We start from the raw sequence: 23,842 nt of genomic DNA on the forward strand, positions 1-23,842 counted from the left end.
AAATGGGCAAGGTCTACACGGGCGCCAGCACCTCGATCGACGGTTACGTCTCGGGGCCGGACAACTCCGGCTTCGACAAGCTGTTCCGCTGGTACGAGGCGGGCGACGTCGCGTTCACGGTGCCGACGGGCGCGATGACCGTGCACCTGACGCCGGCGAGCGCCGCGTACTTCAGCGGCCTGATCCAGGCGACGGGCGCGCTGGTGGTGGGGCGAAAGCTCTACGACTACACCAACGGCTGGGGTGGCCAGCATCCGATGGGCGTGCACACGGTCGTGCTCACCCATCGGCCGTTGGAGGACAACGAGCACTTCACGTTCATCAACGGCAGCATCGAAGAAGCCGTTGCGGTGGCCCAGAAGCACGCGGGTGACAAGGGCGTCGGCCTCAACTCCGGCGAGATCGCGCGGCAGGCCATCGACGCGGGGCTGGTCGACGAGATCTTCCTCGACCTGGTGCCGGTGATCCTGGGCGGCGGCACGCCGTTCTTCGCGCCCGGCAAGGGGTACGCGCTGGAGGGACCGGTGTCGGTAATTGAGTCCACCTCGGTCACGCACCTGCGTTACAAAGTGAAGTATGAAGCTCCGGAAGCTGAGTGAAGCCGACGCGGAGGAGTTGCTGCGTGCTGTCACGGAGTCGCTCGGCCACCTGAGGCCGTGGTCTCCCTGGGTGACCGACGGTTACGACGCGGAGACCGTCGCCGAGTTCCTCCGCTCCGCCGCGCAGGGGTGGGAACGCGGGACGTCGTTCCCCCACGCCATCACCGTCGACGGCGCGATCGTCGGCGTGGTGGAGGCGCAACGCCGCGACGCGGGAGCTGGTCGAGTTCGCGTTCGGGCTCGACGGTGTGCGCAGGGTCCAGATCTGGCACGACGAGGCCAACGTGGCGAGCAGCGGTGTGCCGCGGCGGCTCGGGTTCACCGAGATCGAGCGCCGCACGCCGTCGCGCCAGCCCGCGATCGGCAAGCGCGTCGGCGTGGACGTGGTGTGGGAGCTGCGGCGCTGACCGTCTCAGGAGGACAGTGAGGCCTTGACCGAACGAGTCAGGTCGTCGGCGAGCACCTCTTCGTCACCGTTCTCGATCGCTTGCAGCACCTGGGAAACGACGTCCTCCGGCGAGATCTTGGGCCCGGTCTGGGCGGCCGCCATGTCCGTGTCGATGAAGCCGGCGTGCACGGCGACGACGTTGGTTCCCTGCTCCCGCAAGGCTTCCCGCGTGGACTTGGTCAACGACCAGGCCGCCGCCTTGGACGCCGCGTAGCCGCGCGCGCCGGGGTAGCCGATGAACGACAGGACGCTCAGCACGTTGACGAGCACGCCGCCGCCGTTGGCCTTCAGCACGGGTGCGAACGCGTCCGTCGTGCGGACGATCCCGAAGAAGTTGACCTCGAGCTCCGCCTTGATGCTGTCGACGTCCTCGCCCGCGAAGAGCACGCCGGCGTTGTTGACCACGATCGAGACGTCGCCGAGCTCCTTGGCCGCGGCCGCGACGGACGCGTCGTCGGTCACGTCCAGCTGGACCGGGATGACGCCCTCGTCCACCACGGACGCCGGGTTGCGCGCACCGGCGTAGACCTTCGCCCCGCGCCTCGCGAACTCCAGCGCGAACGCCCGTCCGAGCCCGCGGTTGGCCCCCGTCACCAGCACCGTCGCACCGTTGAAGCTCATTGCTACCTCCTAGGTTGGATTTCCAAACTGACGTTAGCGGGGTAAGTTGGATTTGCCAACCCACTGCTAGGATGGTCACATGGCACCTCGAACCTGCTCCGTGGCGAACGCGCTGGAGGTCGTGGGCGAGCGCTGGTCGCTGCTGGCGTTGCGCGAGGTCTTCTTCGGCAACACGCGCTTCGACCAGATCGCGGCGCACACCGGCGCGTCCCGCGACGTCCTCGCCACACGGCTGAAGAAGCTGGTCGCGGCAGGCGTGCTGGAGAAGCACCAGTACTCCGACCACCCGCCGCGGCACGAGTACCACCTGACGGACGCGGGCCGTGCGCTGAACAACGTTCTGTTGATGCTCAAGGAGTGGGGCGACGCGTACGTGACGGAGGGGCCCCTCCCGCTCGTGTACGAGCACTCGTGCGGGCACGTGCTGGAGCCACGCGTGGTGTGCGCAGCGTGCGGCGAGGAGGCGACGATCGAGTCGCTGAGCCGCGCATCTCAGCCCACCCACTAGGTTGTGCACCATGAGTGAGGACGACGAGGACGAGTTCGCCGAGGACGACGACTTCGAGGACGAGGAAGACCCGGACGACCTCTTCGCCGTCACGCCAGAGCCGCGCACGGTCTGCCACCTGTGCGGGGGCGCGAGCTACATCGCGGCGCCGACGCTCGCGATCATCAGCGGGACGCCGCGGACCGTCGACAACGGGCGGGAGTGCCCGCACTGCAACGGCGCGCGGACGTTCACCGGGCTGGTGCCGCCGCTCTAGGGCCTGTCAGGCGGGCGGTCACCCCGTGGCACGAGCCTGGCGGTGCCACTCGACGAAGTCCTCGACGCTCAGGCGCGCCACCTCATCGGCGATGACGTCCAGGGGCAGGTCGGCGGCCCGCTTGAAGCGCACGCAGGCCTTGCCCATGTCGAGCTTCTTGCCGGTCGCCGCCCACCTGGCGCGGAACGACTCCTCGCCGTCGCCCATCACCGTCATCAGGTAGACGGCGTAGTAGTTCTTCTGGGCGGCCAGGGCCGCGTACATGAGCGGCTTCTTGTTGTACGTGGGGCCGCTCACCTCCAGCGGCACCGAGTAGGTGATCAGGCCCCAGTCCATGACCTCGGCATAGCCGTCGGGGAGGTTGGCGAGGATGACGTCGCGCACAGCCTCCACCTCGGCACGCCGCTCATCAGGCAGTTCGGCGAGGTACTCCGCGACCGTGGAAGCGTTGCTCTTCACCATGCGCGTACGGTAATCGCCCGTGGAGGTCCTGACCCGAGCCGAATGGCACCAGTTGCGCGAAGAGCACGTCGCGCGCATGCGCCGGTTCACCGGGCCGCACCAGGAGCGGAAGCTTCGCAAGGAGAAGCACCCGGTCATGGACTTCCTCTTCACGTACTACAGCCATCGGCCCGTGCGGCTCGAACGATGGCATCCGGGGCCTGGGATCGTCCTGGAGGACGCCGCCGAATACCTGGAGTTTCCGCACTACAAGGACACCCCGGACGGTGTGACGCTCGACGTCGAGAGCTTCCTGGCGCAGCGGGAGAAGACGCTCGAGTTCGTCCAGGCGCTGCTCACGGCCACGCTCAGCAGGCCGGCGCGGCTCGGGTGCTTCGGGCTGCACGAGTGGGCGATGGTCTACCGGCAGCAGCCCGAGGAGGTCCGGCACAACGCCTGGCCGTTGCGCCTGGGCAGCGACGGGACCGACGCCGTGGTCGAGTCGAGCAGGATCCAGTGCGGGCACTTCGACGCCTTCCGGTTCTTCACGCAGCCCGCACGGCCGCGCAACACCCTCCAGCCGACGCGGGAGGACCAGGTGGCGAACGAGCAGCCGGGGTGCTTGCACGCGAACATGGACCTGTTCAAATGGGCGTACAAGCTGGAGCCCGCGACTCCGTCGGACCTGGTCGCCGACTGCTTCGAGCTGGCGGCGGACGTGCGGGAGCTCGACATGCAGGCCTCCCCCTACGACCTGGCGAAACTCGGCTACGGGCCGGTGCCGATCGAGACTCCGGAGGGCCGTTCGGAGTACGCGCGGCGGCAGGCGGCGTTCGCTGAGCGGGCACAACCGTTGCGAGAACGGCTCGTGTTCGTATGCCAGTCGATACTTACAGTGACTTCACTTCGCTGACCGAGTTCACCTGTTAGCGTGACTGGCGGTCGTCGGGGGCCGCTGAGTAGTTGTGAGGGATCGATGTCTCGACACCGCGCCCTGCGGGCGAAGGTGAAGCGTGGGATCGCCAAGTGGCCCGTGCTGATCGTCGTGTTCGTCGTGCTGATCGGCCTCGGCTGGCTCGCCCTGTCGTGGGCAGGTGGGGTGCTCGAGAGGCGTTCCCAGGCACTGGCGCAGAACTGCAGCGAGGGCGACTCCGTGCTGCGCGTCGCCGCGACGCCGAGCATCGCCGGCGCCGTTGCGGATGTGGCGCGCGCGTACAGCGCGACACGGCCCGTTGTGTACGACCACTGCATCGCGATCGAAGTGACGTCTCTGGACTCCTCCGCGGTGCTGGACGGCCTGACGACGACCTGGGACGAGTCGAAGCTCGGCAAGCGGCCCCACGCGTGGCTCCCGGACTCGACGCTGTGGGCGAACCGGCTCACCGCGCTCAACGCCAAGCTGGTCGGTGCGGCACCCAAGTCCGTCGGCACCTCGCCGGTGCTGCTCGCGGCTCCCGAGGCCGCCGCGCCGGTGCTGAAGGACTTCCGGTGGTCGGACATGCCCGAGGTCACGGACTGGAGCAAGTTCGGCCAGTCCTGGGGCCGGTTCAGCGTCGCGATGCCCGACCCCGCCGCGAACACCGCCTCCGCGCTGGCGATCCAGGCGGCGCTCGCCGACGGCAAGGGCCCGGTGACGGCGGAGTCGCTCGGGTCGGAGGCGTCGAAGGCGAAGCTCACGAAGCTGGCGGCGACGGTGCCGCCGGAGGTGCCGGCCACGACGCGTGACGCGTTGGGACGCCTCGGCGACAGCGCGACGGTCAACGCGGCAGGGTTCTCCGTGACGCCGGTGTCCGAAGTGGACCTGTTCAAGCACAACACCGGCAAGGACGCACCGTCCAAGCCGCTCGTGGGCGTGCTGCCCGCCGGTCCGGCTCCGGTGGCGGACTTCCCGTACGTGGCACTGGGCGGCGCCGAGGTCGGTGAGGCGGAAGAGCGTGCGGCGCAGGCGTTCCGCGACTTCATGACCCAGCCCGCGCAGCAGGCCATTCTCGCGCGCGGCGGGTTGCGCGTCGAGTCCACTCAGGACCGCCCGTCGCCCTCGCCGGGCGTGTCCTGGTCCGCCGTGACGGAGAACCTCGTGGCCGCGGACGCGACGACCGCGCAGCAGATCTCCTCCGCCTGGGCGTCGGCGGACCGCGGCGGGCAGGTCGTCACGGTGCTGGCGGACGTCTCGACGTCGATGAAACCCAGGTTGGACAAGGTGAAGGCGGCCCTGCGCGGCCAGGTGGACAGATCGGTGTCGGGGTCGTTCGGGCTGTGGGAGTTCGCCCGCGACCTCGACGGGTCCAAGCCGTACAAGCAACTCGTCGCGACCGGGCCGGTCGCGGACAAGCGCGAGGCGTTGCGCAAGGCCGTCGACGGGCTCAAGACCACTGAAGGCTCACAGCTCTACAGCGCGCTGGCGGCGTGCTACGAGGCGGCGCACGACGGTTTCGTGGCCGGACGGGTCAACCGGGTCGTGGTGATCACCGACGGCGCCCCGGACGGCGGGATCGACCTGGCGGCGCTGAAGTCGCAGCTGCACGGGACGGATCTCGCGGTCAGCTTCATCGCCATCGGCAACGACGTGGACAAGGGCGCGCTGACCGACATCGCGCAGACCACGGGCGGCAGCGTGTCCGTCGTGGAGAACGCGGACGGGCTCGACGCCGCGCTGGGCCAGGTCCTGTCGACGAAGGCGTGACGGGAACCCGCGGTGCCGCGCCGGGTGGCGCGGCCAGGGCCGCGAACGGAGTGGAGGAGCTGCTCAGGCGGCGTTGAAGCGGTCGGGGTCCGGGCCGGTGCGGGTGCCGTTGTCCAGCTCGGCGATGACCGTCATGTCGTCCTGCGCCAGCTCGAAGTCGAAGATGTCGATGTTCTCCTTGATCCGGTACGGCGTGACGGACTTCGGGATCACGACGTTGCCGAGCTGGACGTGCCAGCGCAGCACGATCTGGGCCGGGGTCTTGCCGTACTTCTCGGCGAGGCTCGTGATGTCGGGCTTGTTCAGCAACGCACCCTGGGCGAGCGGTGACCACGCCTCGGTGACGATGCGGTGGGTGACGTGGACCTTGCGCATCTCTTCCTGCTGCAGCAACGGGTGCAACTCGATCTGGTTCACCGCCGGGGTGGTCGGGAACTCGTCGAAGAGCCGCTGCAGGTGTCGCGTGTGGAAGTTCGAGACGCCGATCGCGCGGACCCGTCCGTCGGCGTAGAGCTGTTCGAACGCGCGCCAGGTCTCGGTGTAGAGCTCGCGTTCGGGGGTCGGCCAGTGGATGAGGTACAGGTCGAGCACGTCGCGGCGCAGGCGGCGCATGCTCTCGTCGAACGCGCGCAGCGTCGCGTCGTAGCCCTGGTCGGAGTTCCACAGCTTGGTCGTGATGAACAGGTCGGGGACGCCGGCGATCGCGTCGCCGACACCGGACTCGTTGCGGTAGGCGGCCGCCGTGTCGATGCTGCGGTAGCCGGCTTCGATCGCGGTCGTGACCGCACCGGCCACCTGGTCCTCCGGCACCTGGAAGACGCCGAAGCCGAGTTGAGGGATCCGTACTCCGTTGTTCAACGAGATCAGCGGAACCATGCGCGTAGCTTCGCACCGTTGTAGAGGTCTTGCATCGCCTTGACGGTCTCGACGATTTCGTGTCTCACCTCATCAGGTGCCAGCACCTCCACGTCGGCACCGAATTTGAGCAGGTCAGCGACGGCGTGCCGGGTCGACTCGGTCGGGAAGCCGAACTCCTCGCCGGGCTCGGGTGCCGCGTCTCGAATGACACGGGCCTGGTGGCCGCTGAGCAGGTACTGGGTCTTGTCGAGGCCCGCTCGCGTCATGCGGACCGTGATCCGCTCGCCGTACATGCGGGTCTCGAACTGCTCCGACCACTCGGCCCAGAACGCGGCGAGGTCGAAGTCCGCCGGTCGTTCGAAGGTGTCCGGGAGCGCGTCGAGCGACAGCACGCGGGACACGCGGTAGGTGCGGCCGCTGCCGACGAAGTACCAGGTGCCGGCCTTGAGCACGAGACCGTACGGGTCGACCTCGCGCTCGACGGTCTGGTTGCCCCACCGCTGGTAGGTCATCCGCACCCTGCGCTGCTCCCACACGGCGTCGGCGATCGTGGCGAGGTGCTCGGTGGGCTCGTCGCCGCGGAACCACGTCGGGGTGTCGAGGTGGAACCGCTGGCGGATCTGCTCGGCCCGCGTCCGCAGCTCGGTCGGCAGCGCGGCGAGGAGCTTGAGCTGGGCGGCGGCGGCGAACTCCTTGAGCCCCAGCTCCTCCGCGGGGCCGGGGAGCCCGGCGAGGAACAGCGACTGCGCCTCGCCGGTGGTGAGACCGGTCAGCCGGGTGCGGTAGCCGTCGACGAGCTGGTAGCCGCCGGTGGGGCCGCGGTCGGCGTAGACGGGGATGCCGGCGGCGCCGAGGGACTCGATGTCGCGGTAGATCGTGCGGGGCGAGACCTCGAGCTCGGACGCCAGCTCGTCGGCCGTCATCCGGCCCCGCGACTGGAGGAGCAGGAGCACCTGCATGAGACGGCTCGACTTCATTCGTCAAACCTGACACGAACTGTCAGGAACTGCCAGCAGAGTGGTCCACATGAAGGCAACCGGAACCATCGCGATGAAGAGCTGGGACGAGAACACCTGGGACGGCCGTCCCTACAAGGAGGTCGAGGGACGCAAGCTGACCGAGGCGCACGTCCAGTTCGCCTACAGCGGTGACGTGACCGGCATCGGGAACTGCCGCTACCTCATGTCCTACGGGGACACCGTGTGCTGGACGACCGCGATCGAGGAGATCACGACCGACGACGGCACGCTGGTGCTGCGGCACGTCGGCGCGTACCGCGACGGCGTCGAGGGCGTGATCGAGATCCTGGACGGCACCGGCGCCTACGCGGGCGCGCGAGGTGCGGCGACGGTCGACTGGGCGGAGGATGGCAGCGCCACCTACACCCTGGAGTACGAGGTCTGACGATGACCAACGCCCCGCTCTACGACGCGGCCAAGCACCGGATCACCGAGCTGGTCCGGGGCAGGGATCCGCAGACACCCGTGGCGGCGACGCCGGGCTGGTCGGTCAAGGACGTGGTGGCGCACCTGGCCGGGGGCTTGCGCGACTTCGTGGACCGCCGGTTCGACGGGGTCGAGTCGGGAGAGTGGGGCGAACGGCAGGTCCGCGACCGGCGCGACAACTCCCTGGAGGACGCCTTCGCGGAGTGGGACGCGAACCGCTCGCTGGCCGAGCCGTTGTTCGACTCACCCATGGGGTCCGTGCTGATCTCGGAGGTCGTGCAGCACGAGCACGACCTCCGTGCCGCGCTCGGAGCTCCCGGCGACCGGGACGGCGTCGCCGTGCGGTCCGCGTTGACGAAACCGTTGCAGCAGCTCGACCAGCGGATGCGGGAGAACGACGTGCCGGCGTTGCGGATCACGCTGGAACACGGGGACCGCGTGCTCGGGCACGGTGAGCCGGCCGGGACGTTGCGGACCACGTCGTTCGAGCTGATGCGGGCGATCGGCGGGCGGCGGTCCGCGGACCAGATCAAGGCGCTCGACTGGGACGGGGATCCGGACGTGTGGATCTCCTCGCTGGCTTTGTTCGGACGGCACCGGCCGGAGCCGTTCGAGGAGTAACTTCCTGCGGCGTGAACGACTGGCTGACGGACACCCGCGATTCCTACGACACGGTGGCGGTCGACTACGCCGACCAGACTCGCGAACTGCTGGACGGGCTGCCGCACCTGCGGGCGGCGCTGCGGTTGTTCGCGGAGGAGGTGCGCGGGCCTGTCGCGGACGTCGGCTGTGGACCCGGCATCATCACCGCACGTCTGCACGAGCTCGGGGTGGACGCGTTCGGGATCGACCTCTCCCCCGCGATGATCGAACTCGCGCGGGCGAGACATCCCGGGCTGCGGTTCGAGGTGGGGTCGATGACCGAGCCGCTCAACGTCTCCGTGGGCGGGATCATCGCGTGGTGGTCGTTGATCCACGTGCCGGACGAGCTCGTGCCGGCGGTGCTGGGGCACTTCCGGGAGGCGTTGCGCCCGAACGGGTTGCTGCAGCTCGGCTTCCACGTCGGCGACCGGACGAACCTGAAGACGCAGGGCTACGGCGGGCACCCGATGCGCGTCCACGTCCACCTGCGACGGCCGGAGCGCGTGGCGCAGTGGCTGCGGGAAGCCGGCTTCACGGTGGAGGCGCAGTGGTTGCTCGGCGAGGACGGGGCCGTCCTCTTCGCACGGCGCGGGTGAGACCATCTGGCGGTGAACGACCAGATCTGTCAGCGGTGCGGTGAAACCGTCGAGCTGGACGCCGAGGACTGCGGCGACCCCGCCTGCCCCGCCGGAGCTTGAAAGCGATGAACGGCGCTTTTGTTCACCTGAGGTGGACAAAAGCGCCGTTCATCAGTTGATCAGCTGTTGTAGGCGGAGAGCGGTGGGCAGGAGCAGACCAGGTTGCGGTCGCCCTTCGCGCCGTCGATGCGGCGGACCGGCGGCCAGATCTTCGGAGCAGAAGTACCGGCCGGGAACACGGCCTCCTCGCGGGTGTACGGGTGGTCCCAGGAGCCCGTGGTCACGCAGGCCGCGGTGTGCGGGGCGTTGCGCAGCGGGTTGTCCTCGACGGGCCACTCGCCCGCGCCCACGCGGTCGATCTCGCGCTTGATGGCGATCATGGCGTCGATGAACCTGTCGATCTCGGCCAGGTCCTCGGACTCGGTCGGCTCGACCATCAGGGTGCCGGCGACCGGGAACGACATCGTCGGGGCGTGCAGGCCGTAGTCGGCGAGACGCTTGGCGACGTCGTCCACCGTCACGCCGGTGGCCTTGGTGATCGGGCGCAGGTCGAGGATGCACTCGTGGGCGACGAAGCCGCCCTCGCCGGTGTAGAGGACCGGGTAGTGCTCGTCCAGCCTGCGTGCGACGTAGTTGGCGGCCGCCACGGCGGTCAGGGTGGCGCGGCGCAGGCCGTCGCCGCCCATCATGCGCACGTAGGCCCACGAGATCGGCAGGATCGACGCGGAACCCCAGGGAGCCGCGGAGATCGGGCCCACGCCCGTGGCAGGCCCGGCGGTCGGCTGGAGCGGGTGGTTCGGCAGGAACGGCGCGAGGTGCGAACGCACGCCGATCGGGCCGACGCCGGGGCCGCCACCGCCGTGCGGGATGCAGAACGTCTTGTGCAGGTTCAGGTGCGAGACGTCCGAGCCGAACTTGCCGTAGCGCGCCAGGCCGATCAGGGCGTTGAGGTTCGCGCCGTCGACGTACACCTGGCCGCCCGCGTCGTGGACCAGGCCGCAGACCTCGCGGACGGTGTCCTCGTACACGCCGTGGGTCGACGGGTAGGTGATCATGATCGCGGCCAGGTCGTCCGCGTGCTCGGCGACCGTGGAACGCAGGTGGCCCATGTCGATGTTGCCCTTGTCATCGCACTTCACGACGACGACGCGCATGCCGGCCATCACAGCGGACGCGGCGTTCGTGCCGTGGGCGGACGACGGGATCAGGCAGACGTCACGCGCTTCCTCGTTGCGCGAACGGTGGTACGCGCGGATCGCCAGCAGACCGGCGAACTCGCCCTGCGAACCGGCGTTGGGCTGCAGCGACACGGCGTCGTAGCCAGTGACCTCCGCCAGCCAGGCCTCCAGGTCGGAGACGATCTTCAGCAGACCGGCGGCGTCCTCGGCGGGCGCGAACGGGTGCAGCGTCGAGAACTCCGGCCAGGTGATGGACTCCATCTCCGCGGTCGCGTTCAGCTTCATCGTGCAGGAGCCGAGCGGGATCATGCTGCGGTCGAGCGCGACGTCCTTGTCGGACAACGCGCGCAGGTAGCGCAGCAGCGCGGTCTCGGAGCGGTGCGCGTGGAAGACCGGGTGCGTCAGGTAGTCCGACGTGCGGCGCAGGTCGGCCGGGATGCCGTCTGCGGTGTCGGCGTCGATCGCGTCCACATCGGCCCCGGTGACCCCGAACGCCTCCCACACCGCGACGAGGTGCGCCCGCGTGGTCTTCTCGTCGCACGCGATCGCCACGACGTCCTCGTCGACCTTGCGGAGGTTGATGCCGGCCGCGCGGGCCTTCTCGACGACCGCCGCAGCCTCACCGGGAACGCGGACCTGGACGGTGTCGAAGAACTCGCCGTGCACGACGTCGAGACCGGCCTCGCACAGGCCCGTGGCGAGCACGGTGGCCAGGCGGTGCACGCGGGTCGCGATGGCGCGCAGGCCCTCGGGACCGTGGTAGACGGCGTACATGGACGCGATCACGGCCAGCAGCACCTGCGCGGTGCAGATGTTCGACGTGGCCTTCTCACGGCGGATGTGCTGCTCGCGCGTCTGCAACGCGAGGCGGTAGGCCAGGGACCCGTCCGCGTCGACGGAGACGCCCACGAGACGGCCGGGCAGCTGACGCTCCAGGCCGGACCGGACGGCCATGTACCCGGCGTGCGGGCCACCGAAGCCGATCGGCACGCCGAAGCGCTGGGTGGTGCCGATGACGACGTCCGCGCCGATCTCGCCCGGCGCGCGCAGCAGCGTCAACGCGAGCAGGTCGGCGGCGACGACGGCCTGTGCACCGGCGGCGTGGATCTCCTCGATCAACGCGGCCTGGTCGCGCACCACACCGGACGCGCCGGGGTACGACAGCAGCACGCCGAAGAAGTCGCCGCCCAGGCCGAGGCCCTCGATGCCCTGCGACAGATCGGCGACGACGATCTCGATGCCCAACGGCTCCGCGCGCGTCTCGATGACGGCGAGCGTCTGGGGCAGCGTGTCGGCGTCGATGACGAACTTGTTCGACTTGGACTTGCCGGCGCGGCGCACCAGCGTCATCGCCTCGGCGGCGGCGGTCGACTCGTCCAGCATGGACGCGTTCGCGACGGGCAGGCCGGTCAGGTCGCCGACCATGGTCTGGAAGTTCAGCAGCGCCTCGAGACGGCCCTGCGAGATCTCCGGCTGGTACGGCGTGTACGCCGTGTACCAGGCGGGGCTTTCGAGGACGTTGCGCAGGATCACGCCCGGCGTGACGGTGTCGTAGTAGCCGAGACCGATCATCTGCGTCATCGGGCGGTTCTGCGCGGCCAGCTCACGCAGCTCGGCCAGCGCCTCGGTCTCGGTCGCCGGGACGGGCAGGTCCAGCACGAGGTCGCGCTCGTGGATGGACGACGGCACCGCGCGCTGCGCCAGCTCCTCCAGCGATCCGACGCCGATGACGTCGAGGATGCGCGCGAGTTCGGCGGGGCGCGGACCGACGTGGCGGTCGGCGAACGGGGTGCCGTGCTCGAGAGCGGCGAGCGGAATGCGGTCCTGCGTCATCAAACGCCTCCGGGGGCTGCGGGCACACGTGTCCTGGTGCCCTCCCCGCTCTGTCCGTACCCCGAAGGGCGCCTGAGAGGTTCACCCGCAGCTGCACGGGCTTTCACCGTCGGCGGGATCCCACTGCAGCGGGATCCACTTTCCAGAGGCGTCTCGCTCACGCGGTCCTGGATGCCTGAGAGGTTCCCGGGGAGGGACTTGCTCCTTCGGCGCCGGGCTCGTGGAATCCCGGTCTCTCCCGCCTGAGTTCAGCGACTACCCGCAAAGGATACCCGCAGGCAGCCCCGCTAGTCCCCAGGGACGCGACCTACGTCTCAACGGCGAGATCCCGCAACACCCGGCCGACGGGGTCCAACAGGTCGTCGCGCACCGCGACCAGCAGGTGCGCGGTGCCCACCACTTCCCCGCGCCGGGCCGCGACGAGCTTGGCACCCTCGATGAACCGCTCGATCCCGGCGCCGGTCGCCGCCGGCAACGTGGCCGGGTCCACACCGGCCGCCCGCAGCGCCGCCGCCCCGCCGGAGGAGAGCTCCGGCCGCAAGCGCCACCCGGCAGCAGTCAGCTGGTGGTCGACCGCGAGCACCGCCGCCACCAGGTCCGCCGCCGTTTCCTGACGCCCAGCGGCCACCGCGAGCCTGTTCGCCTCCATTCGCACGACGTTCAGCACCGGTCCGCCCGTGCTCTGGCGACGCAGGACGAACCGCGCCAGCCACCGCATGGTGCCGCTACCGGACTCGCCCTCCAACGCCCCCGCCTGGCGCAGCAGCCACACCGCCGAAGCGTCTTCCGGTTCTGCGGCCTTCCGCACGGCTTCGATCGTGGCCTCGACGTCCACCCGCAGAACGCCGAACAGCTCGGCGGCGCGTCCGGACGGCAGCGACAGCAACGCCACCGAGAGATGGGTCGTGGTCAGCACGCCGTCGCCGGCCTCTGCGATCGCCGACCGCAAACACCCGTCCAAGGCGCAACTCACCGGCAGCACGGGCTCGACGTGAGTGTGGTGGTGGGCAATGCGCATCAGCGCGGTGACCTCCGGACCGGACACGGCCGCGCCGCCGTCGTCACCGGTCCAGCCTCCGGCCACCGCCTGTGCCCGCACCGACTTGACGCCCAGCCTGCGGCCGCGGCCGATCGAGTCCGCCAGGGCGATCAGCAGGTGCTCGGTACCGACGAAGCCGGACTCCAGCCGCGACGCCTGCCGCGCCGCGTCGGCCAGGACCTTCAAAACCTGCCAGGAGGGTGTGCTCGTCATGTGCTCGACGCTAGGGAACAGCGCGGTCCGCACGCTTCGGCCGACCGGCCACGCGGGGCGGCCAGCCGGCCATGATCCTTCAGCCGGTGGCGCGCTCGCGGCGGCGGCGGGTCAGCTCGTCCTCGGTCATCGGGGCGATCTCGACGCCGTCCGCACGTTCGGCCGGGAACTCGTGGATGGTGCCGCTGATCTCGCGCATCGCACCGCTCACGGCGATGCCGAACACGCCCTGACCGCCCTGCAGCAGGTCGACGACCTCTTCCGGCGAGGTGCACTCGTAGACGGTCGTGCCGTCCGAGAAGAGGGTGATCTTCGCCAGGTCCTGCACGCCGCGCCGGCGCAGGTGGTCGACCGCGACGCGGATGTTCTGCAACGAGACGCCGGTGTCCAGCAGTCGCTTCACGACCTTGAGCACCAGGATGTCCTTGAAGGAGTACAACCGCTGGCTGCCGGAGCCGTGCGCCATCCGTATCGTCGGAGCGACGAGTCCGGTCCGGGCCCAGTAGTCGAGCTGCCGGTACGTGATGCCCGCGATCTGACACGCCGCGGGCCCCCGGTAGCCGACGAGTTCGTCCGGCAGCGAGGAGTCCGGGAACAGCTCACCCTGCTGCCCGGATTCGGCCCGAACGGGCGCTTCCTCGACCACGCCTGCCTCCCCTCGGAACGGCCACGAAAGTCGAGGCCGTCAAGCCGCTGCGTCAGCTCGCGCGAACCAGCGACGTCCACTCGAGTTCGACGGTAAGACCGGTCCGAGGGCAGGTCAACGCGACGCGCGGGGAGTGTCGACCCTCAACCTCAGGTAGAGAGTCATACCGTCACCCGAAGTAGGACGTTCAGGTGACGTTTAGTGATCGTTTAGCGGCCGAATCGGACGGAACGTAGCCCAAAAGAGCGACACTCGGGTGGAGCACGGTGGTTCCAAACAAGACGGACAGCGACACACCGCGAAACTCAGGTGTCAGCGCCCCTGAAGTCCTCAGGTGAGACCGAGTCGAGGAACTCGCGGAACTTCTCGACCTCGTCCTCCTGCTCGTCCGGGATGATGAGGCCGGCCTCGGCCAGCACCGACTCCTCTGCGTGGATCGGCACCCCCACCCGCAACGCCAGCGCCACCGAGTCCGAGGGCCGCGCGGACACCCGCACGTCGCCGTCGAACACGAGCTCCGCGAAGAACGTGCCCTCCTGCAGGTCGGTGATCCGGACCTGTTCGAGGTTGCGCCCCAGTGCCCCGATGACGTCCTTGAGCAGGTCGTGCGTCAACGGGCGGGCAGGGCGGACACCCTGCTGTTCGAGCGCGATGGCCGTGGCCTCGACCGAGCCGATCCAGATCGGCAGGTACCGCTCGCCCTCGGTTTCGCGCAGAAGAAGGATCGGCTGGTTCTGGGGCAGCTCCACCCGTACGCCGACGACGCGCATCTCGCTCATCGGGCCTCGCCTCCCTCTATGTCGTTCGGGAGTACCCGGATTCACACCCGAGCATCCCCCGGCGTACGTGTTCGACGCTACCCGCCAAGCGGGCCGTGTGCTCAATCGTTGCGGGCAGATCGTGATCAAGACTGCATCAGCCGCCGACAGGTCAGGACTGACGCAAGCCCGCTCTTACCAACAACGTGTGCAACGAGGTGAACAGGTCGGCCAATTCCCGGACCGTCTCGGGATCTGAGAAGGACTTCAGCAGAACCACCTCGTGGTCCGCTGCCGCGCGAACCGCGCGCAGGTGTTCGCGCTCGACGCCGAGTCCGGTCATCGTCCGGACCGTGCGGAGCACGGTGATGTCGTCGGTGGTGAAACGGCCGGTGGGACCTGGGCGCAGCAGACCGTCGCGTTCCAGCTGGGACAGCTGCTCGGCGCTGATTCCGGTCTGGGCAAGCAGATCGATCCGCGTCACCGCAGTGGACACAGCGGTGGCGGTGTCGAGCTGCTCGCGGATCACCTTGAGCGGCAGGTACCTGTCGCGTTGTGCGGACAGCACGAACCGCAACCTCTCGACGTCCGCCACGCTGAACTGGCGGTAGCCGGAGGCGGTGCGTGCCGGGCGGACCAGCCCCTCCGCTTCCAGGAAGCGGATTTTGGAGATGGTGACCTCGGGGAACTCGGGGCGGAGCTGCGAGAGCACCGCCCCGATGCTCAGTCCCCCACGTTGTGGCCGCCCGGCCGTCACGCGTCAGGCTCCCGCGGAGCCAGGACCCGTCAGGAAGACGAGGCGGAACTTGCCGATCTGGACCTCGTCGCCGTTCGCGAGGACGGCCTGGTCGACCGGCTCGCGGTTGACGTAGGTGCCGTTGAGGCTGCCGACGTCGATGACGACGAACTCGCCGCTCTCCCTGCGGAACTCGGCGTGGCGGCGCGAGACCGTCACGTCGTCGAGGAAGATGTCGCTGTCGGGGTGGCGCCCTGCGCTCGTCGTGTCGCGGTCCAGCAGGAACCGGGAACCGGCGTTCGGACCGCGCTTCACCACGAGCAGCGCGGAACCGGCGGGAAGGGCGTCGACGCCGGCAACGGCCGGCTCCTGTGCGGGCGCCTCGGCGCCTTCGACCTCTGCGAGGAAGTCCGCCCGGAAGACGGAGGTCCGCTCCGGGGACTGCTCCGGCGGAACGCCTGGGCCGTCGTTCGTGCTCACCTGAGCTCTCCTCCTGCTGCTGGATCCGTCACTTCCGGTAAAACCTATCGCGTTCGGGTCGCCACCCGAGGAGCGGCTCCCCTTCCGGCCGAAGATCCGGCGAAAGATCGACGTCACTCCTTCTCCACCAACGCCTTGTACCCGTCCGCGTCCAGCAGGCCTTCCAGCGCTTCGGGGTCGTTCAGCCGGATCTCGACCATCCAGCCCTCGCCGTACGGGTCGGAGTTCACCGAGTCCGGTGCCTGCACCAACGCGTCGTTGATGGCGACGACCTCACCGTCGAGCGGCGAGTAGAGGTCGGACACGCTCTTGGTGGACTCGACCTCACCGAACGTGTCGCCCGCGGAGACGGTGTGGCCGACCTCGGGCAGCTGGACGAAGACGACGTCACCGAGCTGCTCCTGGGCGTAGTCGGTGATGCCGACGCGCACGGTGTTCTCGCCCGTGCTGGCGACCCACTCGTGCTCCTCGGTGTAGCGAAGCTCCTCGGGAATCAACTGACTGCGCTCCTCGTGCTGAACCTGTATGGAGTGATCTTTTCACGCGACCTTGCCGGGAGTGACCCGCAGGGCCAGGAAGAACTGGTAGACGTACAGCAGCGCCGACCACAGGTAGAGCGCTCCGCCCCAGACCGTGAACGCGTAGGCGAACGGCTGCGCGGCCTGCGCCCAGCCGGAGTCGCCCTGCGCGAGCAGCAGCAGGGGGAACGCGTACAGCAGGTTGAAGGTCGCGGCCTTGCCCAGGTACGTCACCTCGAACGGGCCCCAGCCCCGTCCGCGCAGGATCAGCAGGCAGATGCCGACGACGATCTCTCGCCCCACGAGCACGAGGGCGATCCACAGCGGAACGATGTCCCTGACCACGAACGCCGCCAGCGTGCAGAACACGTAGAGGCGGTCGGCGGCGGGATCGAGCAGCGCGCCGAGCTTGCTCATCTGGTTGAGCCAGCGGGCGAGCTTGCCGTCCAGCCAGTCGGAAAGCCCCGCGAAGACGAGGACGAGCAGCGCCCAGCCGTCCGCGCGGGGTCCGAGCAACAGGTACAGGAAGAGCGGAACACCGGCCAGCCGCAACACGCTGAGCAGGTTCGGAATCGTCAGCAGGCGATCAGCCGGATCACGCACACCCGCACTCTAAACGAGTGACTGCGCACGGGCTGCCGGATGGCGTCACGGCACGCGGTGCGACTGGTTGCGGTATGTGCGGGACGTTCGTTTCTTGCAGGTGAAATTTCAGACTGTGCGGGTGAGTGTCCAGCCCTGGCGCTGCATCTCTGCACCGGTGATGGCGTGCGGGCGACCGCGGTCGTCACGTCCCACCCAGCGAGCGCGGAAACCCTCGAGCACGTAGGCGTGCCCCCGGCTCCACACGACGCTGCAGGGCGTCGTGGGCAGCTCTTCTGCCTGCTGCGGCTGGGTTTCCATGGCGGTTCTCATTTCAATCCCTCCGTGACATCAGGGATGTCGCGCACCGGGGCTCCGGCGTTATCCCTGGAAACGAATTCTGTCCGACTGTGGTTCAGAACACGTGTCCTGTTTGGGTCCTTAGCGTTAACTGGATCAAACGGCGCGCCGAGCTGTTCGGCCCCGAAGCGCAGGGGATGAACGGGTCCTTGCCTGTGCAACCGTTCGTCGTACGCCGATGACCGCACGGCGTCCGCCAGGCATCGGCAGGGCCTAACCTCGACGGGTGGACGAGGTGAAATTCGGTGGTCAGCTGATCACCCGGCTGATGGACCACCTGTGCGAACGGCTGCCGGGGTGCCGGGGTGCCGGGCTCAGCGTGTGGCCGGACGGGGCCGTGCTCAGGGCCGTCGGCGTGGCGCGGGAGCTGGACCAGGCCCAGGTCGACGGACAGGAGGGACCGCTCGTCGAGGCCTCCCGCGACGAACGGCAGGTGACCGGTCAGGTCGGCGGTCTGGACGTGGTGGCCGTGCCGGGGAGCTGGGGCGACGGCGGTCCGGTGGTGCTCACCGTCTACCTCGACCACCCGCCGCGGCTCGAGGACCTCAAGGCCATCGAGGAGATCGAACCCCTCGTCGCGACCGCCGCCGCGGTGGTGGAGTTCTGCGCCGGCGAGGTGCTCAGGGCCGACCAGATGGTGCGGATGGTGCAGCACCGGCGCTACATCGAGCAGGCCAAGGGGCTGCTGATGGGAGCACGGCCGTGCCCGCCGGGGGACGCGTTCGAGCTGCTCGTGCGGGCGAGTCAGCACGCCAACGTCAAGCTGCGGGACATCTCGATGGCGCTGGTGCTGGTGGCCAGCGGGGAGCTGGAGGACGCCGACGACATGACGATGCCGCCGCAGATCGCCTTCGACACCGCGCGGCGGCTCTGGGGCGCGGTGAATTTGTGAGACGCACGTTTGAGCCAACCTTTGTTCGGGTACAGCCTGCTCGATCTGTCCTGTCGAGCGGTCTCTCCCGTACGGTGAGGCCGCAGCGGTTGAGCCAGCAGCCGCGTCGGGGCCGCTGCAGTGGCGGCTCCCTGTCGTGCGAGGGAGAACATCGGTGACTGTGCAGGACCCGCGAGCGGAGCAGACGATCGAGCTGTCGGTGCGGCAGCCGGCGCCCGGTGTCACGGTCCTCGCCGTGTCCGGTGAGGTCGACATGGTGTCCGCGCCCGCGCTGCGCGACGCCCTGGTGAACGGCCTGGGCGACGGCGGCACGTTCGTCGTGGACATGACCGGCGTGACCTTCCTCGGTTCCGCCGGGCTGGCCGTGCTGGTGGAGGCGGCGAGGCTGGCCCAGCAGGCGAACGCGACCCTGAAGGTCGTGGCGACCGCACGGGCCGTCACGAGGCCGCTGGAGGCCACCGGGCTGGGAGAGGTGTTCAGCGTCCACGGATCCGTGGACTCGGCCCTGGGCTAGCGCATCTTGACGGTGAGGCGGTTGCCGGCCGACCTGAGCGCGTCGGCGACGGCGAAGAGGGCTTCTTCCACGCCGCCCTTCTCCGCACCGAGCTGACTCAGATCGACGGTCAACGGCACCGTGCCGCCCCGCGCGGCCGTGGTGAGCGTGCGGCGCAGCGACGGACCGGCCTCGACCGGCACGTTCCCGCGCACGACCGCTACGACGCCGGAGGAGGTCTCGTGGACCCGCACGTCGCACTCGGGTGCCGCCCGGCTCGGGGGCACCACCGGCGAACGGGCCCTGCGCAGGCGGACGGTGGTGCCGCCCGCACTGCGGTCGATCTCGACGGAGTCCACGCTCTCCCGCATGAGCAGGAGTCCCCGTCCGCGCATCGTGAGCGCGGGAGGCGGCACGCGCCACTCGCCGTGGTCGGTGACGTCGACGCGGACCGCGCCGTCGAGATCGAGGTGCGCGCTCACCTCGACGGTGCCGCGCGCAGGTCCGGGATAGGCGTGTTCGACGGAGTTGTTCACCGCTTCACTGACGGCCAGGACGAGGTCGCTCGCCTCGTCCTCGCCGAATCCGCTGTCCTGCAGCCATTCGCGCAACTGGTGCCGCACCGGCGCCACCTCGCGTGCGTCTGCGGGGAAGCGGAGGGCCAGGAAGTCTTCTTGCACCAGCACAGCGCTCCTCCCCTGTGGTTGCCTCTGACAGGTGACTTCCCGGGCCCACGAGCCAATACACGTGTGAAATGAGATCGATTCGGGTACGGCAATGACGTGCCGGCCTTCAGCAGAACGGACTACGAGGTGGGTGTGACGCAATTGTCAGGGGTCGAACTGCGGATGGCCGCGGATCCCACGCAGCTGTCCATCGTGCGCGCGGTCGCCGCGGACATCGCGATGCGGCAGGACTTCGACCTCGACTCGATCGAGGACCTGAAGCTCGCCGTCGACGAGACGTGCTCGACGTTGATCACGCTGGCGGCCGAGGACGCCACGCTCAGCTGCCACTTCGCGGTGGACGGCGCGGGAGCGGTGCACGTCAGGGCGAGAGTTCTCGCGAAGTCCGCGGCGGGTCCCGACGAGGGCAGCTTCGGCTGGCGCGTGCTGACCGCGCTCGTCGACTCCGTGCAGACCAGAGTCGAGGACGCCGAAGGGTTCGTGGTCCACATCGACCTCGTGAAGTCTTCGGCAGGGGCGGTGGATGCGTGACGGGCTCGGAGGAGGCGACCAAAACCTCCCCTGGCGAGGAGAAGAAGTCCTCGCAGGGCGGTGACTACGACCACCTGGCCCCGCTGTTTGCCGAACTCGCGCAGACCCCTGCCGGTCCTGCGCGGGAAACTCTGCGGGACCGGCTCGTCACCGAGCACCTCCCGGTCGCCCAGCACATCGCACGCCGGTTCGGCCACCGCGGCGAACCCCACGAGGACCTGGTGCAGGTCGCGACGGTCGGCCTGATCAACGCGGTCGACCGCTTCGACCCCGACCGCGGCAGCGACTTCCTGTCGTTCGCCGTGCCGACGATCATGGGCGAGGTCCGGAAGTACTTCCGCGACTCCAGCTGGTCGGTCCGCATGCCCAGACGGCTCAAGGAGCTGCACCTGGCGATCAACGCGGGCACCTCGCGCCTGTCGCAGTCGCTCGGACGGGCGCCCACGCCGTCGGAGCTGGCCGAGCACCTCGGGTTGTCACGCGAGGAGATCCACGAAGGACTCGCGGCCGGAAACGCTTACCAGAGCGCGTCTTTGGACGACATGCTGATGTCGGAGGACTCGTCGATCTCGCTCGGTTCGACCATCGGCGAGGAAGATCCCGAGATCGCGATGATCGAGCAGCGGGAGGCGTTGCACCCGCTGCTGCAGAAGCTCCCCGAGCGGGAGCGCAAGATCGTGATCATGCGGTTCTTCGGCAACATGACGCAGACGCAGATCGCGCAGAAGGTCGGCATCTCGCAGATGCACGTCTCGCGGTTGCTCGCGAAGACGCTGCGGCAACTGCGAGACGTGCTCGAAGAGTGATCGGCGCCGTGACACCGGCGCGTTCGCCCTCGATGAACGGCGCATTCGTCCACCTGAGGTGAACGAATGCGCCGTTCATCGAGGTAGTCGGGAGCCTGGACTCGGGCTCGGGAGGGCGCACTAGCTCGCCACGCGGACGCGGCGCCGGGCCGCGGCGATGATCTGGCGCCGCTCGTCCTCTCCCATGCCGCCCCACACGCCGTACGGCTCCTGGGCCTCGAGCGCGTGGGCGCGGCACTGCTCCAGCACCGGGCAGTGCCCGCAGATCGCTTTCGCCTTCTCCTCCCGCGCGGCCCGCGCGTAGCCCCGTTCGTTGTCCGGGTGGAAGAAGATTGCGCTGTTGCGGCCTCGGCACAGACCGTGCATCTGCCAGTCCCACACGTCGGTGACCGGCTTGGGCAGACGGGTCGTGCAGGTCATCGCGACTCCCAAGAACGAGGGCGGAAGAGTTGCGATCACTGCGTACCCCCGGTCCCGAGGGGGATAAACCCGCTACAACCTTTCGGGTGCGCCGATACCCAGCAGAGACAGGCCCAGGGTGAGCACTCGTGAGGTGAGCGTGAGCAGGTGCAGGCGCGAGTCCTGCAACTCCTGCGACTCCGCCGTCGCCACCGGGCAGTGGTTGTAGAAGGTCGAGAACGCCGTCGCCGTCTCGAACAGGTACGTCGTGAGCTTGTGCGGGGCCAGCTCGTCGATCGCCGCCTGGATCGCCGTGGGCAGCTGCAGCAGCTTCAGGGCGAGGTCGCGTTCGGCCTGCTCCTGGAGCACCAGGGGCGCGTCCGCAGGGGCCTCGCGGCCGACCTTGCGGCCGATCGAGAGGATGCGGGCGTTCGCGTACTGGATGTAGACGGACGTGTCGCCGGTGGTGGCGAGCATCTTCTCCCAGGTGAAGACGTAGTCCTTCTCCCGGTCGTTGGAGAGGTCCGCGTACTTCACCGCGCCGAGGCCGATGGTGCGGGCGAGCGCGTCCTTCTCCTCACCCTCCACTTCGGACGTTTCGGGCATCACCTTGTACGAGTTCTCGACCGCCTCGTCGAGCAGCTCGATGAGCTTGATCGTGCCGCCCGCGCGGGTGCGGATCGTCTTGCCGTCCGAGCCGAGGATCGTGCCGAAGCCGGTGTGCACGGCGGTGTGGGCGTCGTCGAGCCAGCCGGCCTGCTTCGACGTCGCGAAGATCATCTGGAAGTGCTGGGCCTGCGGCGTGCCGACCACGTAGATCAGCTGGTCCACCTTGCGGTCGCGCACCCAGTAGCGGACGGTCGCGAAGTCCGTGGTGGCGTAGCCGTAGCCGCCGTCGCTCTTGCGGATGATCAGCGGCAGCCGGTCGCCGTCGCGGTTGGTGAAGCCGGGAGGGAACACGCAGAGCGCGCCGTCGCTGGTCTCGACGAGGCCCTTCTGCTGCAGCTCGGTGATCGTGTCGGCGAGGTAGGGGTTGTAGAAGCTCTCGCCGTAGTTGTCGTCCGCGGACAGGCCGATCTCGAGCAGCTCGTAGATCTGGTTGAAGTGCCGCTGCGACTCCGCCACGAGCTCCCGCCAGAGCGCCAGGGTGTGCTCGTCGCCGCCCTGCAGCAGCACGACCCGGCGGCGCGCGCGGTCGGCGAAGCCCGGTTCGTTGTCGAACTTCTGCCGGGCCTGCTGGTAGAACGCGTTCAGGTCGCTGATCTCGTGGTCGGCGCCGTGGCCCTCGTCGGTGAGGTGCTCGATGAGCATGCCGAACGGGGTGCCCCAGTCACCGAGGTGGTTGTGCGGGATGACCTCGTGGCCCGCGAACGTCAGCAGGCGGCAGAACGCGTCACCGATGATCGTCGAGCGCAGGTGCCCGACGTGCATCTCCTTGGCGACGTTCGGGCTGCTGTAGTCGATCGCGATGCGCCGCGGCTCGTCCGCCGTCGGCACGCCGAGGCGGTCGTCGCCGAGCAGGGCGGCGGCCTGCTGCTCCAGCCACTCGCGGCGCAGCTTGAGGTTGATGAAGCCGGGGCCCGCGATCTCCGTGGTCTCCAGCGCGTCGGCCGCGCCGAGGTGCTCGACGATCAGCGCGGCGACCTCACGCGGGTTGCGGCCGACCTTCTTGGCGAGGCTCATCGCCACGTTGCACTGGTAGTCGGCACCGTCTCGGTTGGACGGTCGGATCAGCGCTTCCTCGGCGGTGATGTCCACGTCCAGAGCGGCGCGCAACGCCCGCGCGACCCGCTGGCCCAGTTCGAGCCCGACATCCCCACGCAGCACTGAGCCCACCTTCCTGAAATCCGGCTGAAGAGTCCCAGTATCTCACCAGCGTCCGAGCAGCAGCGCGCCACCGCCCACGAGCGCCGCCGCGCTGACCAAGCCGAAGAGCGTCACCCAGCCCAGCGCGGGCACGCCGGTGAGCCACGCGAGCTGGTCGGCGTCGCTGCGCGGGGCCTGCCTGCGCCACCGCTTGACCTGGAGCTCCCACACCGGGCGCACGCCACCGAGCAGCAGGAACCACGCGAAGACGTACGCGGCGGTGTCCCTGACCTCGGGCGTCGCGTAGAAGGAGACGAAGAAGAACACGCCTCCGGTGACGATGATCGACAGGACGCCGAAGACGTTGCGGATCATGATCAGCATGGCCGCGAGGAAGCCGATGCTGATCCACAGCATCAGCTGGATCTGCTCGTTGGTGATGAGCACCGCGGCACCGAAGCCGAGCAGGGACGGGGCGATGTAGCCGGCCAGCGCGGTGAGCACCATGCCGGGACCGCGGGGCTTGCCGCGCGAGACGGTGAGGCCGCTGGTGTCGGAGTGCAGCTTGATGCCGCTGAGGCGACGTCCGGTCAGCACCGCGACCAGGGCGTGGCCGCCCTCGTGGGCGATGGTGATGACGTTGCGGGTGATCCGCCAGATCCCGTGCAGGGCGACGGCCAGGAACGCGGCCAGCGCGGTGCCCCACGTGATCAGCACCTCGTGGGTCAGCAACTCGGAAGGCATCGA

At 69.1% G+C, this 23,842-nt stretch carries 30 protein-coding genes and 1 riboswitch; of the genes, 13 read left to right on the plus strand and 17 right to left on the minus strand.

The window, feature by feature from the left end; translation table 11 throughout:
* Positions 1-2: 2 nt before the first annotated feature.
* Together ACFOWZ_RS31155 and ACFOWZ_RS31160 are read left to right on the plus strand one after the other, a co-directional pair.
* Positions 3-599, plus strand: a complete 597-nt coding sequence (locus tag ACFOWZ_RS31155) for a dihydrofolate reductase family protein (RefSeq protein WP_382377485.1) — start codon at positions 3-5, stop codon at positions 597-599.
* A gap of 248 nt (positions 600-847) precedes the next feature.
* Positions 848-1,006, plus strand: coding sequence for a hypothetical protein (locus ACFOWZ_RS31160; RefSeq protein WP_382377486.1), 159 nt, complete (start codon positions 848-850; stop codon positions 1,004-1,006).
* Positions 1,007-1,011: 5 nt separating this feature from the next.
* Here the strand turns inward: ACFOWZ_RS31160 and ACFOWZ_RS31165 are convergent, their stop codons facing one another.
* The gene (locus ACFOWZ_RS31165) at positions 1,012-1,668 is read right to left on the minus strand and encodes an SDR family oxidoreductase (protein ID WP_382377487.1); all 657 of its coding nucleotides are present in this window, start codon (positions 1,666-1,668) and stop codon (positions 1,012-1,014) included.
* Positions 1,669-1,747: 79 nt separating this feature from the next.
* Between ACFOWZ_RS31165 and ACFOWZ_RS31170 the strand changes: the two genes are divergently transcribed.
* On the plus strand, positions 1,748-2,176 hold the full coding sequence (locus ACFOWZ_RS31170; RefSeq protein ID WP_382377488.1) for a winged helix-turn-helix transcriptional regulator: 429 nt from the start codon (positions 1,748-1,750) through the stop codon (positions 2,174-2,176).
* 10 nt (positions 2,177-2,186) lie between these two features.
* Complete coding sequence (locus ACFOWZ_RS31175; protein WP_382377489.1) at positions 2,187-2,432, plus strand: hypothetical protein; 246 nt, start codon at positions 2,187-2,189, stop codon at positions 2,430-2,432.
* Between the two features lie 18 nt (positions 2,433-2,450).
* On the opposite strand, the gene ACFOWZ_RS31180 is transcribed toward ACFOWZ_RS31175, so the two are convergent.
* On the minus strand, positions 2,451-2,894 hold the full coding sequence (locus ACFOWZ_RS31180; RefSeq protein WP_382377490.1) for a DUF1801 domain-containing protein: 444 nt from the start codon (positions 2,892-2,894) through the stop codon (positions 2,451-2,453).
* A 76-nt stretch (positions 2,895-2,970) separates the two neighbouring features.
* Between ACFOWZ_RS31180 and ACFOWZ_RS31185 the strand changes: the two genes are divergently transcribed.
* Positions 2,971-3,786 (plus strand): 3-methyladenine DNA glycosylase, encoded by an 816-nt coding sequence (locus tag ACFOWZ_RS31185; protein ID WP_382377639.1) that lies wholly within the window; start codon positions 2,971-2,973, stop codon positions 3,784-3,786.
* A 63-nt stretch (positions 3,787-3,849) separates the two neighbouring features.
* Positions 3,850-5,556: a substrate-binding domain-containing protein gene (locus ACFOWZ_RS31190; RefSeq protein ID WP_382377491.1), complete on the plus strand. Its 1,707-nt coding sequence runs from the start codon at positions 3,850-3,852 to the stop codon at positions 5,554-5,556.
* A gap of 63 nt (positions 5,557-5,619) precedes the next feature.
* Here ACFOWZ_RS31190 and ACFOWZ_RS31195 read toward each other — a convergent pair whose 3' ends face one another.
* Together ACFOWZ_RS31195 and ACFOWZ_RS31200 are read right to left on the minus strand one after the other, a co-directional pair.
* Positions 5,620-6,432, minus strand: a complete 813-nt coding sequence (locus ACFOWZ_RS31195; RefSeq protein WP_382377492.1) for an aldo/keto reductase — start codon at positions 6,430-6,432, stop codon at positions 5,620-5,622.
* Positions 6,420-7,391 (minus strand): helix-turn-helix transcriptional regulator, encoded by a 972-nt coding sequence (locus tag ACFOWZ_RS31200; RefSeq protein ID WP_382377493.1) that lies wholly within the window; start codon positions 7,389-7,391, stop codon positions 6,420-6,422. Before ACFOWZ_RS31200 ends, ACFOWZ_RS31195 begins: the two co-directional genes overlap by 13 nt.
* A 49-nt stretch (positions 7,392-7,440) precedes the next feature.
* Here ACFOWZ_RS31200 and ACFOWZ_RS31205 point away from each other — a divergent pair, with 49 nt between their 5' ends.
* The 3 genes from ACFOWZ_RS31205 to ACFOWZ_RS31215 are packed head-to-tail and all read left to right on the plus strand — an operon-like array spanning position 7,441 to position 9,097.
* Entirely contained in the window at positions 7,441-7,818 is a 378-nt protein-coding gene (locus ACFOWZ_RS31205; RefSeq protein ID WP_382377494.1) for a DUF3224 domain-containing protein, read from the plus strand.
* A gap of 2 nt (positions 7,819-7,820) precedes the next feature.
* Positions 7,821-8,480 (plus strand): maleylpyruvate isomerase family mycothiol-dependent enzyme, encoded by a 660-nt coding sequence (locus ACFOWZ_RS31210; protein WP_382377495.1) that lies wholly within the window; start codon positions 7,821-7,823, stop codon positions 8,478-8,480.
* 11 nt (positions 8,481-8,491) lie between these two features.
* Positions 8,492-9,097 (plus strand): class I SAM-dependent methyltransferase, encoded by a 606-nt coding sequence (locus ACFOWZ_RS31215; RefSeq protein ID WP_382377496.1) that lies wholly within the window; start codon positions 8,492-8,494, stop codon positions 9,095-9,097.
* A gap of 161 nt (positions 9,098-9,258) precedes the next feature.
* Here the strand turns inward: ACFOWZ_RS31215 and gcvP are convergent, their stop codons facing one another.
* The 9 genes from gcvP to ACFOWZ_RS31260 form a co-directional block, all read right to left on the minus strand.
* Positions 9,259-12,150 carry an aminomethyl-transferring glycine dehydrogenase gene (gcvP, locus tag ACFOWZ_RS31220; protein WP_382377497.1) on the minus strand — a complete coding sequence of 964 codons (2,892 nt, stop codon included), beginning with the start codon at positions 12,148-12,150 and terminating at the stop codon, positions 9,259-9,261.
* Positions 12,151-12,302: 152 nt separating this feature from the next.
* A riboswitch (glycine riboswitch) is annotated at positions 12,303-12,401 on the minus strand.
* Between the two features lie 56 nt (positions 12,402-12,457).
* On the minus strand, positions 12,458-13,402 hold the full coding sequence (locus ACFOWZ_RS31225) for a Clp protease N-terminal domain-containing protein (protein WP_382377498.1): 945 nt from the start codon (positions 13,400-13,402) through the stop codon (positions 12,458-12,460).
* Positions 13,403-13,481: 79 nt separating this feature from the next.
* On the minus strand, positions 13,482-14,048 hold the full coding sequence (locus ACFOWZ_RS31230; RefSeq protein WP_030468960.1) for a MerR family transcriptional regulator: 567 nt from the start codon (positions 14,046-14,048) through the stop codon (positions 13,482-13,484).
* A 305-nt stretch (positions 14,049-14,353) separates the two neighbouring features.
* Positions 14,354-14,827 (minus strand): bifunctional nuclease family protein, encoded by a 474-nt coding sequence (locus ACFOWZ_RS31235; protein WP_030468959.1) that lies wholly within the window; start codon positions 14,825-14,827, stop codon positions 14,354-14,356.
* Positions 14,828-14,978: 151 nt separating this feature from the next.
* Positions 14,979-15,533, minus strand: a complete 555-nt coding sequence (locus ACFOWZ_RS31240; protein ID WP_382377641.1) for a MerR family transcriptional regulator — start codon at positions 15,531-15,533, stop codon at positions 14,979-14,981.
* Positions 15,534-15,566: 33 nt separating this feature from the next.
* Entirely contained in the window at positions 15,567-16,022 is a 456-nt protein-coding gene (gene garA / locus ACFOWZ_RS31245; RefSeq protein WP_030468957.1) for a glycogen accumulation regulator GarA, read from the minus strand.
* A gap of 113 nt (positions 16,023-16,135) precedes the next feature.
* Positions 16,136-16,519, minus strand: a complete 384-nt coding sequence (gcvH, locus tag ACFOWZ_RS31250) for a glycine cleavage system protein GcvH (RefSeq protein ID WP_382377499.1) — start codon at positions 16,517-16,519, stop codon at positions 16,136-16,138.
* A gap of 42 nt (positions 16,520-16,561) precedes the next feature.
* Entirely contained in the window at positions 16,562-17,143 is a 582-nt protein-coding gene (locus ACFOWZ_RS31255) for a CDP-alcohol phosphatidyltransferase family protein (protein ID WP_382377500.1), read from the minus strand.
* 108 nt (positions 17,144-17,251) lie between these two features.
* On the minus strand, positions 17,252-17,455 hold the full coding sequence (locus ACFOWZ_RS31260; RefSeq protein ID WP_382377501.1) for a hypothetical protein: 204 nt from the start codon (positions 17,453-17,455) through the stop codon (positions 17,252-17,254).
* A 253-nt stretch (positions 17,456-17,708) separates the two neighbouring features.
* On the opposite strand from ACFOWZ_RS31260, the gene ACFOWZ_RS31265 reads away from it, so the two are divergent.
* Both ACFOWZ_RS31265 and ACFOWZ_RS31270 read left to right on the plus strand, forming a co-directional pair.
* Positions 17,709-18,374 (plus strand): ANTAR domain-containing protein, encoded by a 666-nt coding sequence (locus ACFOWZ_RS31265; protein ID WP_382377502.1) that lies wholly within the window; start codon positions 17,709-17,711, stop codon positions 18,372-18,374.
* A 154-nt stretch (positions 18,375-18,528) separates the two neighbouring features.
* The gene (locus ACFOWZ_RS31270; protein WP_382377503.1) at positions 18,529-18,888 is read left to right on the plus strand and encodes an STAS domain-containing protein; all 360 of its coding nucleotides are present in this window, start codon (positions 18,529-18,531) and stop codon (positions 18,886-18,888) included.
* Here ACFOWZ_RS31270 and ACFOWZ_RS31275 read toward each other — a convergent pair.
* Positions 18,885-19,553, minus strand: a complete 669-nt coding sequence (locus ACFOWZ_RS31275; protein WP_382377504.1) for an ATP-binding protein — start codon at positions 19,551-19,553, stop codon at positions 18,885-18,887. The two genes, ACFOWZ_RS31270 and ACFOWZ_RS31275, sit on opposite strands and share 4 nt — an antisense overlap.
* Before the next feature lie 132 nt (positions 19,554-19,685).
* Here ACFOWZ_RS31275 and ACFOWZ_RS31280 point away from each other — a divergent pair, with 132 nt between their 5' ends.
* Together ACFOWZ_RS31280 and ACFOWZ_RS31285 are read left to right on the plus strand one after the other, a co-directional pair.
* Complete coding sequence (locus ACFOWZ_RS31280) at positions 19,686-20,084, plus strand: ATP-binding protein (RefSeq protein ID WP_382377505.1); 399 nt, start codon at positions 19,686-19,688, stop codon at positions 20,082-20,084.
* A gap of 74 nt (positions 20,085-20,158) precedes the next feature.
* Complete coding sequence (locus ACFOWZ_RS31285) at positions 20,159-20,890, plus strand: SigB/SigF/SigG family RNA polymerase sigma factor (protein ID WP_382377642.1); 732 nt, start codon at positions 20,159-20,161, stop codon at positions 20,888-20,890.
* 120 nt (positions 20,891-21,010) lie between these two features.
* On the opposite strand, the gene ACFOWZ_RS31290 is transcribed toward ACFOWZ_RS31285, so the two are convergent.
* The 3 genes from ACFOWZ_RS31290 to ACFOWZ_RS31300 all read right to left on the minus strand — a co-directional run.
* Positions 21,011-21,310 carry a WhiB family transcriptional regulator gene (locus tag ACFOWZ_RS31290; RefSeq protein ID WP_030468948.1) on the minus strand — a complete coding sequence of 100 codons (300 nt, stop codon included), beginning with the start codon at positions 21,308-21,310 and terminating at the stop codon, positions 21,011-21,013.
* Between the two features lie 72 nt (positions 21,311-21,382).
* Positions 21,383-23,116 (minus strand): arginine--tRNA ligase, encoded by a 1,734-nt coding sequence (argS, locus tag ACFOWZ_RS31295; protein WP_382377506.1) that lies wholly within the window; start codon positions 23,114-23,116, stop codon positions 21,383-21,385.
* Between the two features lie 42 nt (positions 23,117-23,158).
* Positions 23,159-23,842: M50 family metallopeptidase (locus ACFOWZ_RS31300; RefSeq protein ID WP_382377507.1), on the minus strand; the 684-nt coding region annotated here is incomplete at its 5' end.

The organism is Lentzea rhizosphaerae (genome assembly GCF_042649515.1).
GTDB classification, from domain to species: domain Bacteria; phylum Actinomycetota; class Actinomycetes; order Mycobacteriales; family Pseudonocardiaceae; genus Lentzea; species Lentzea aerocolonigenes.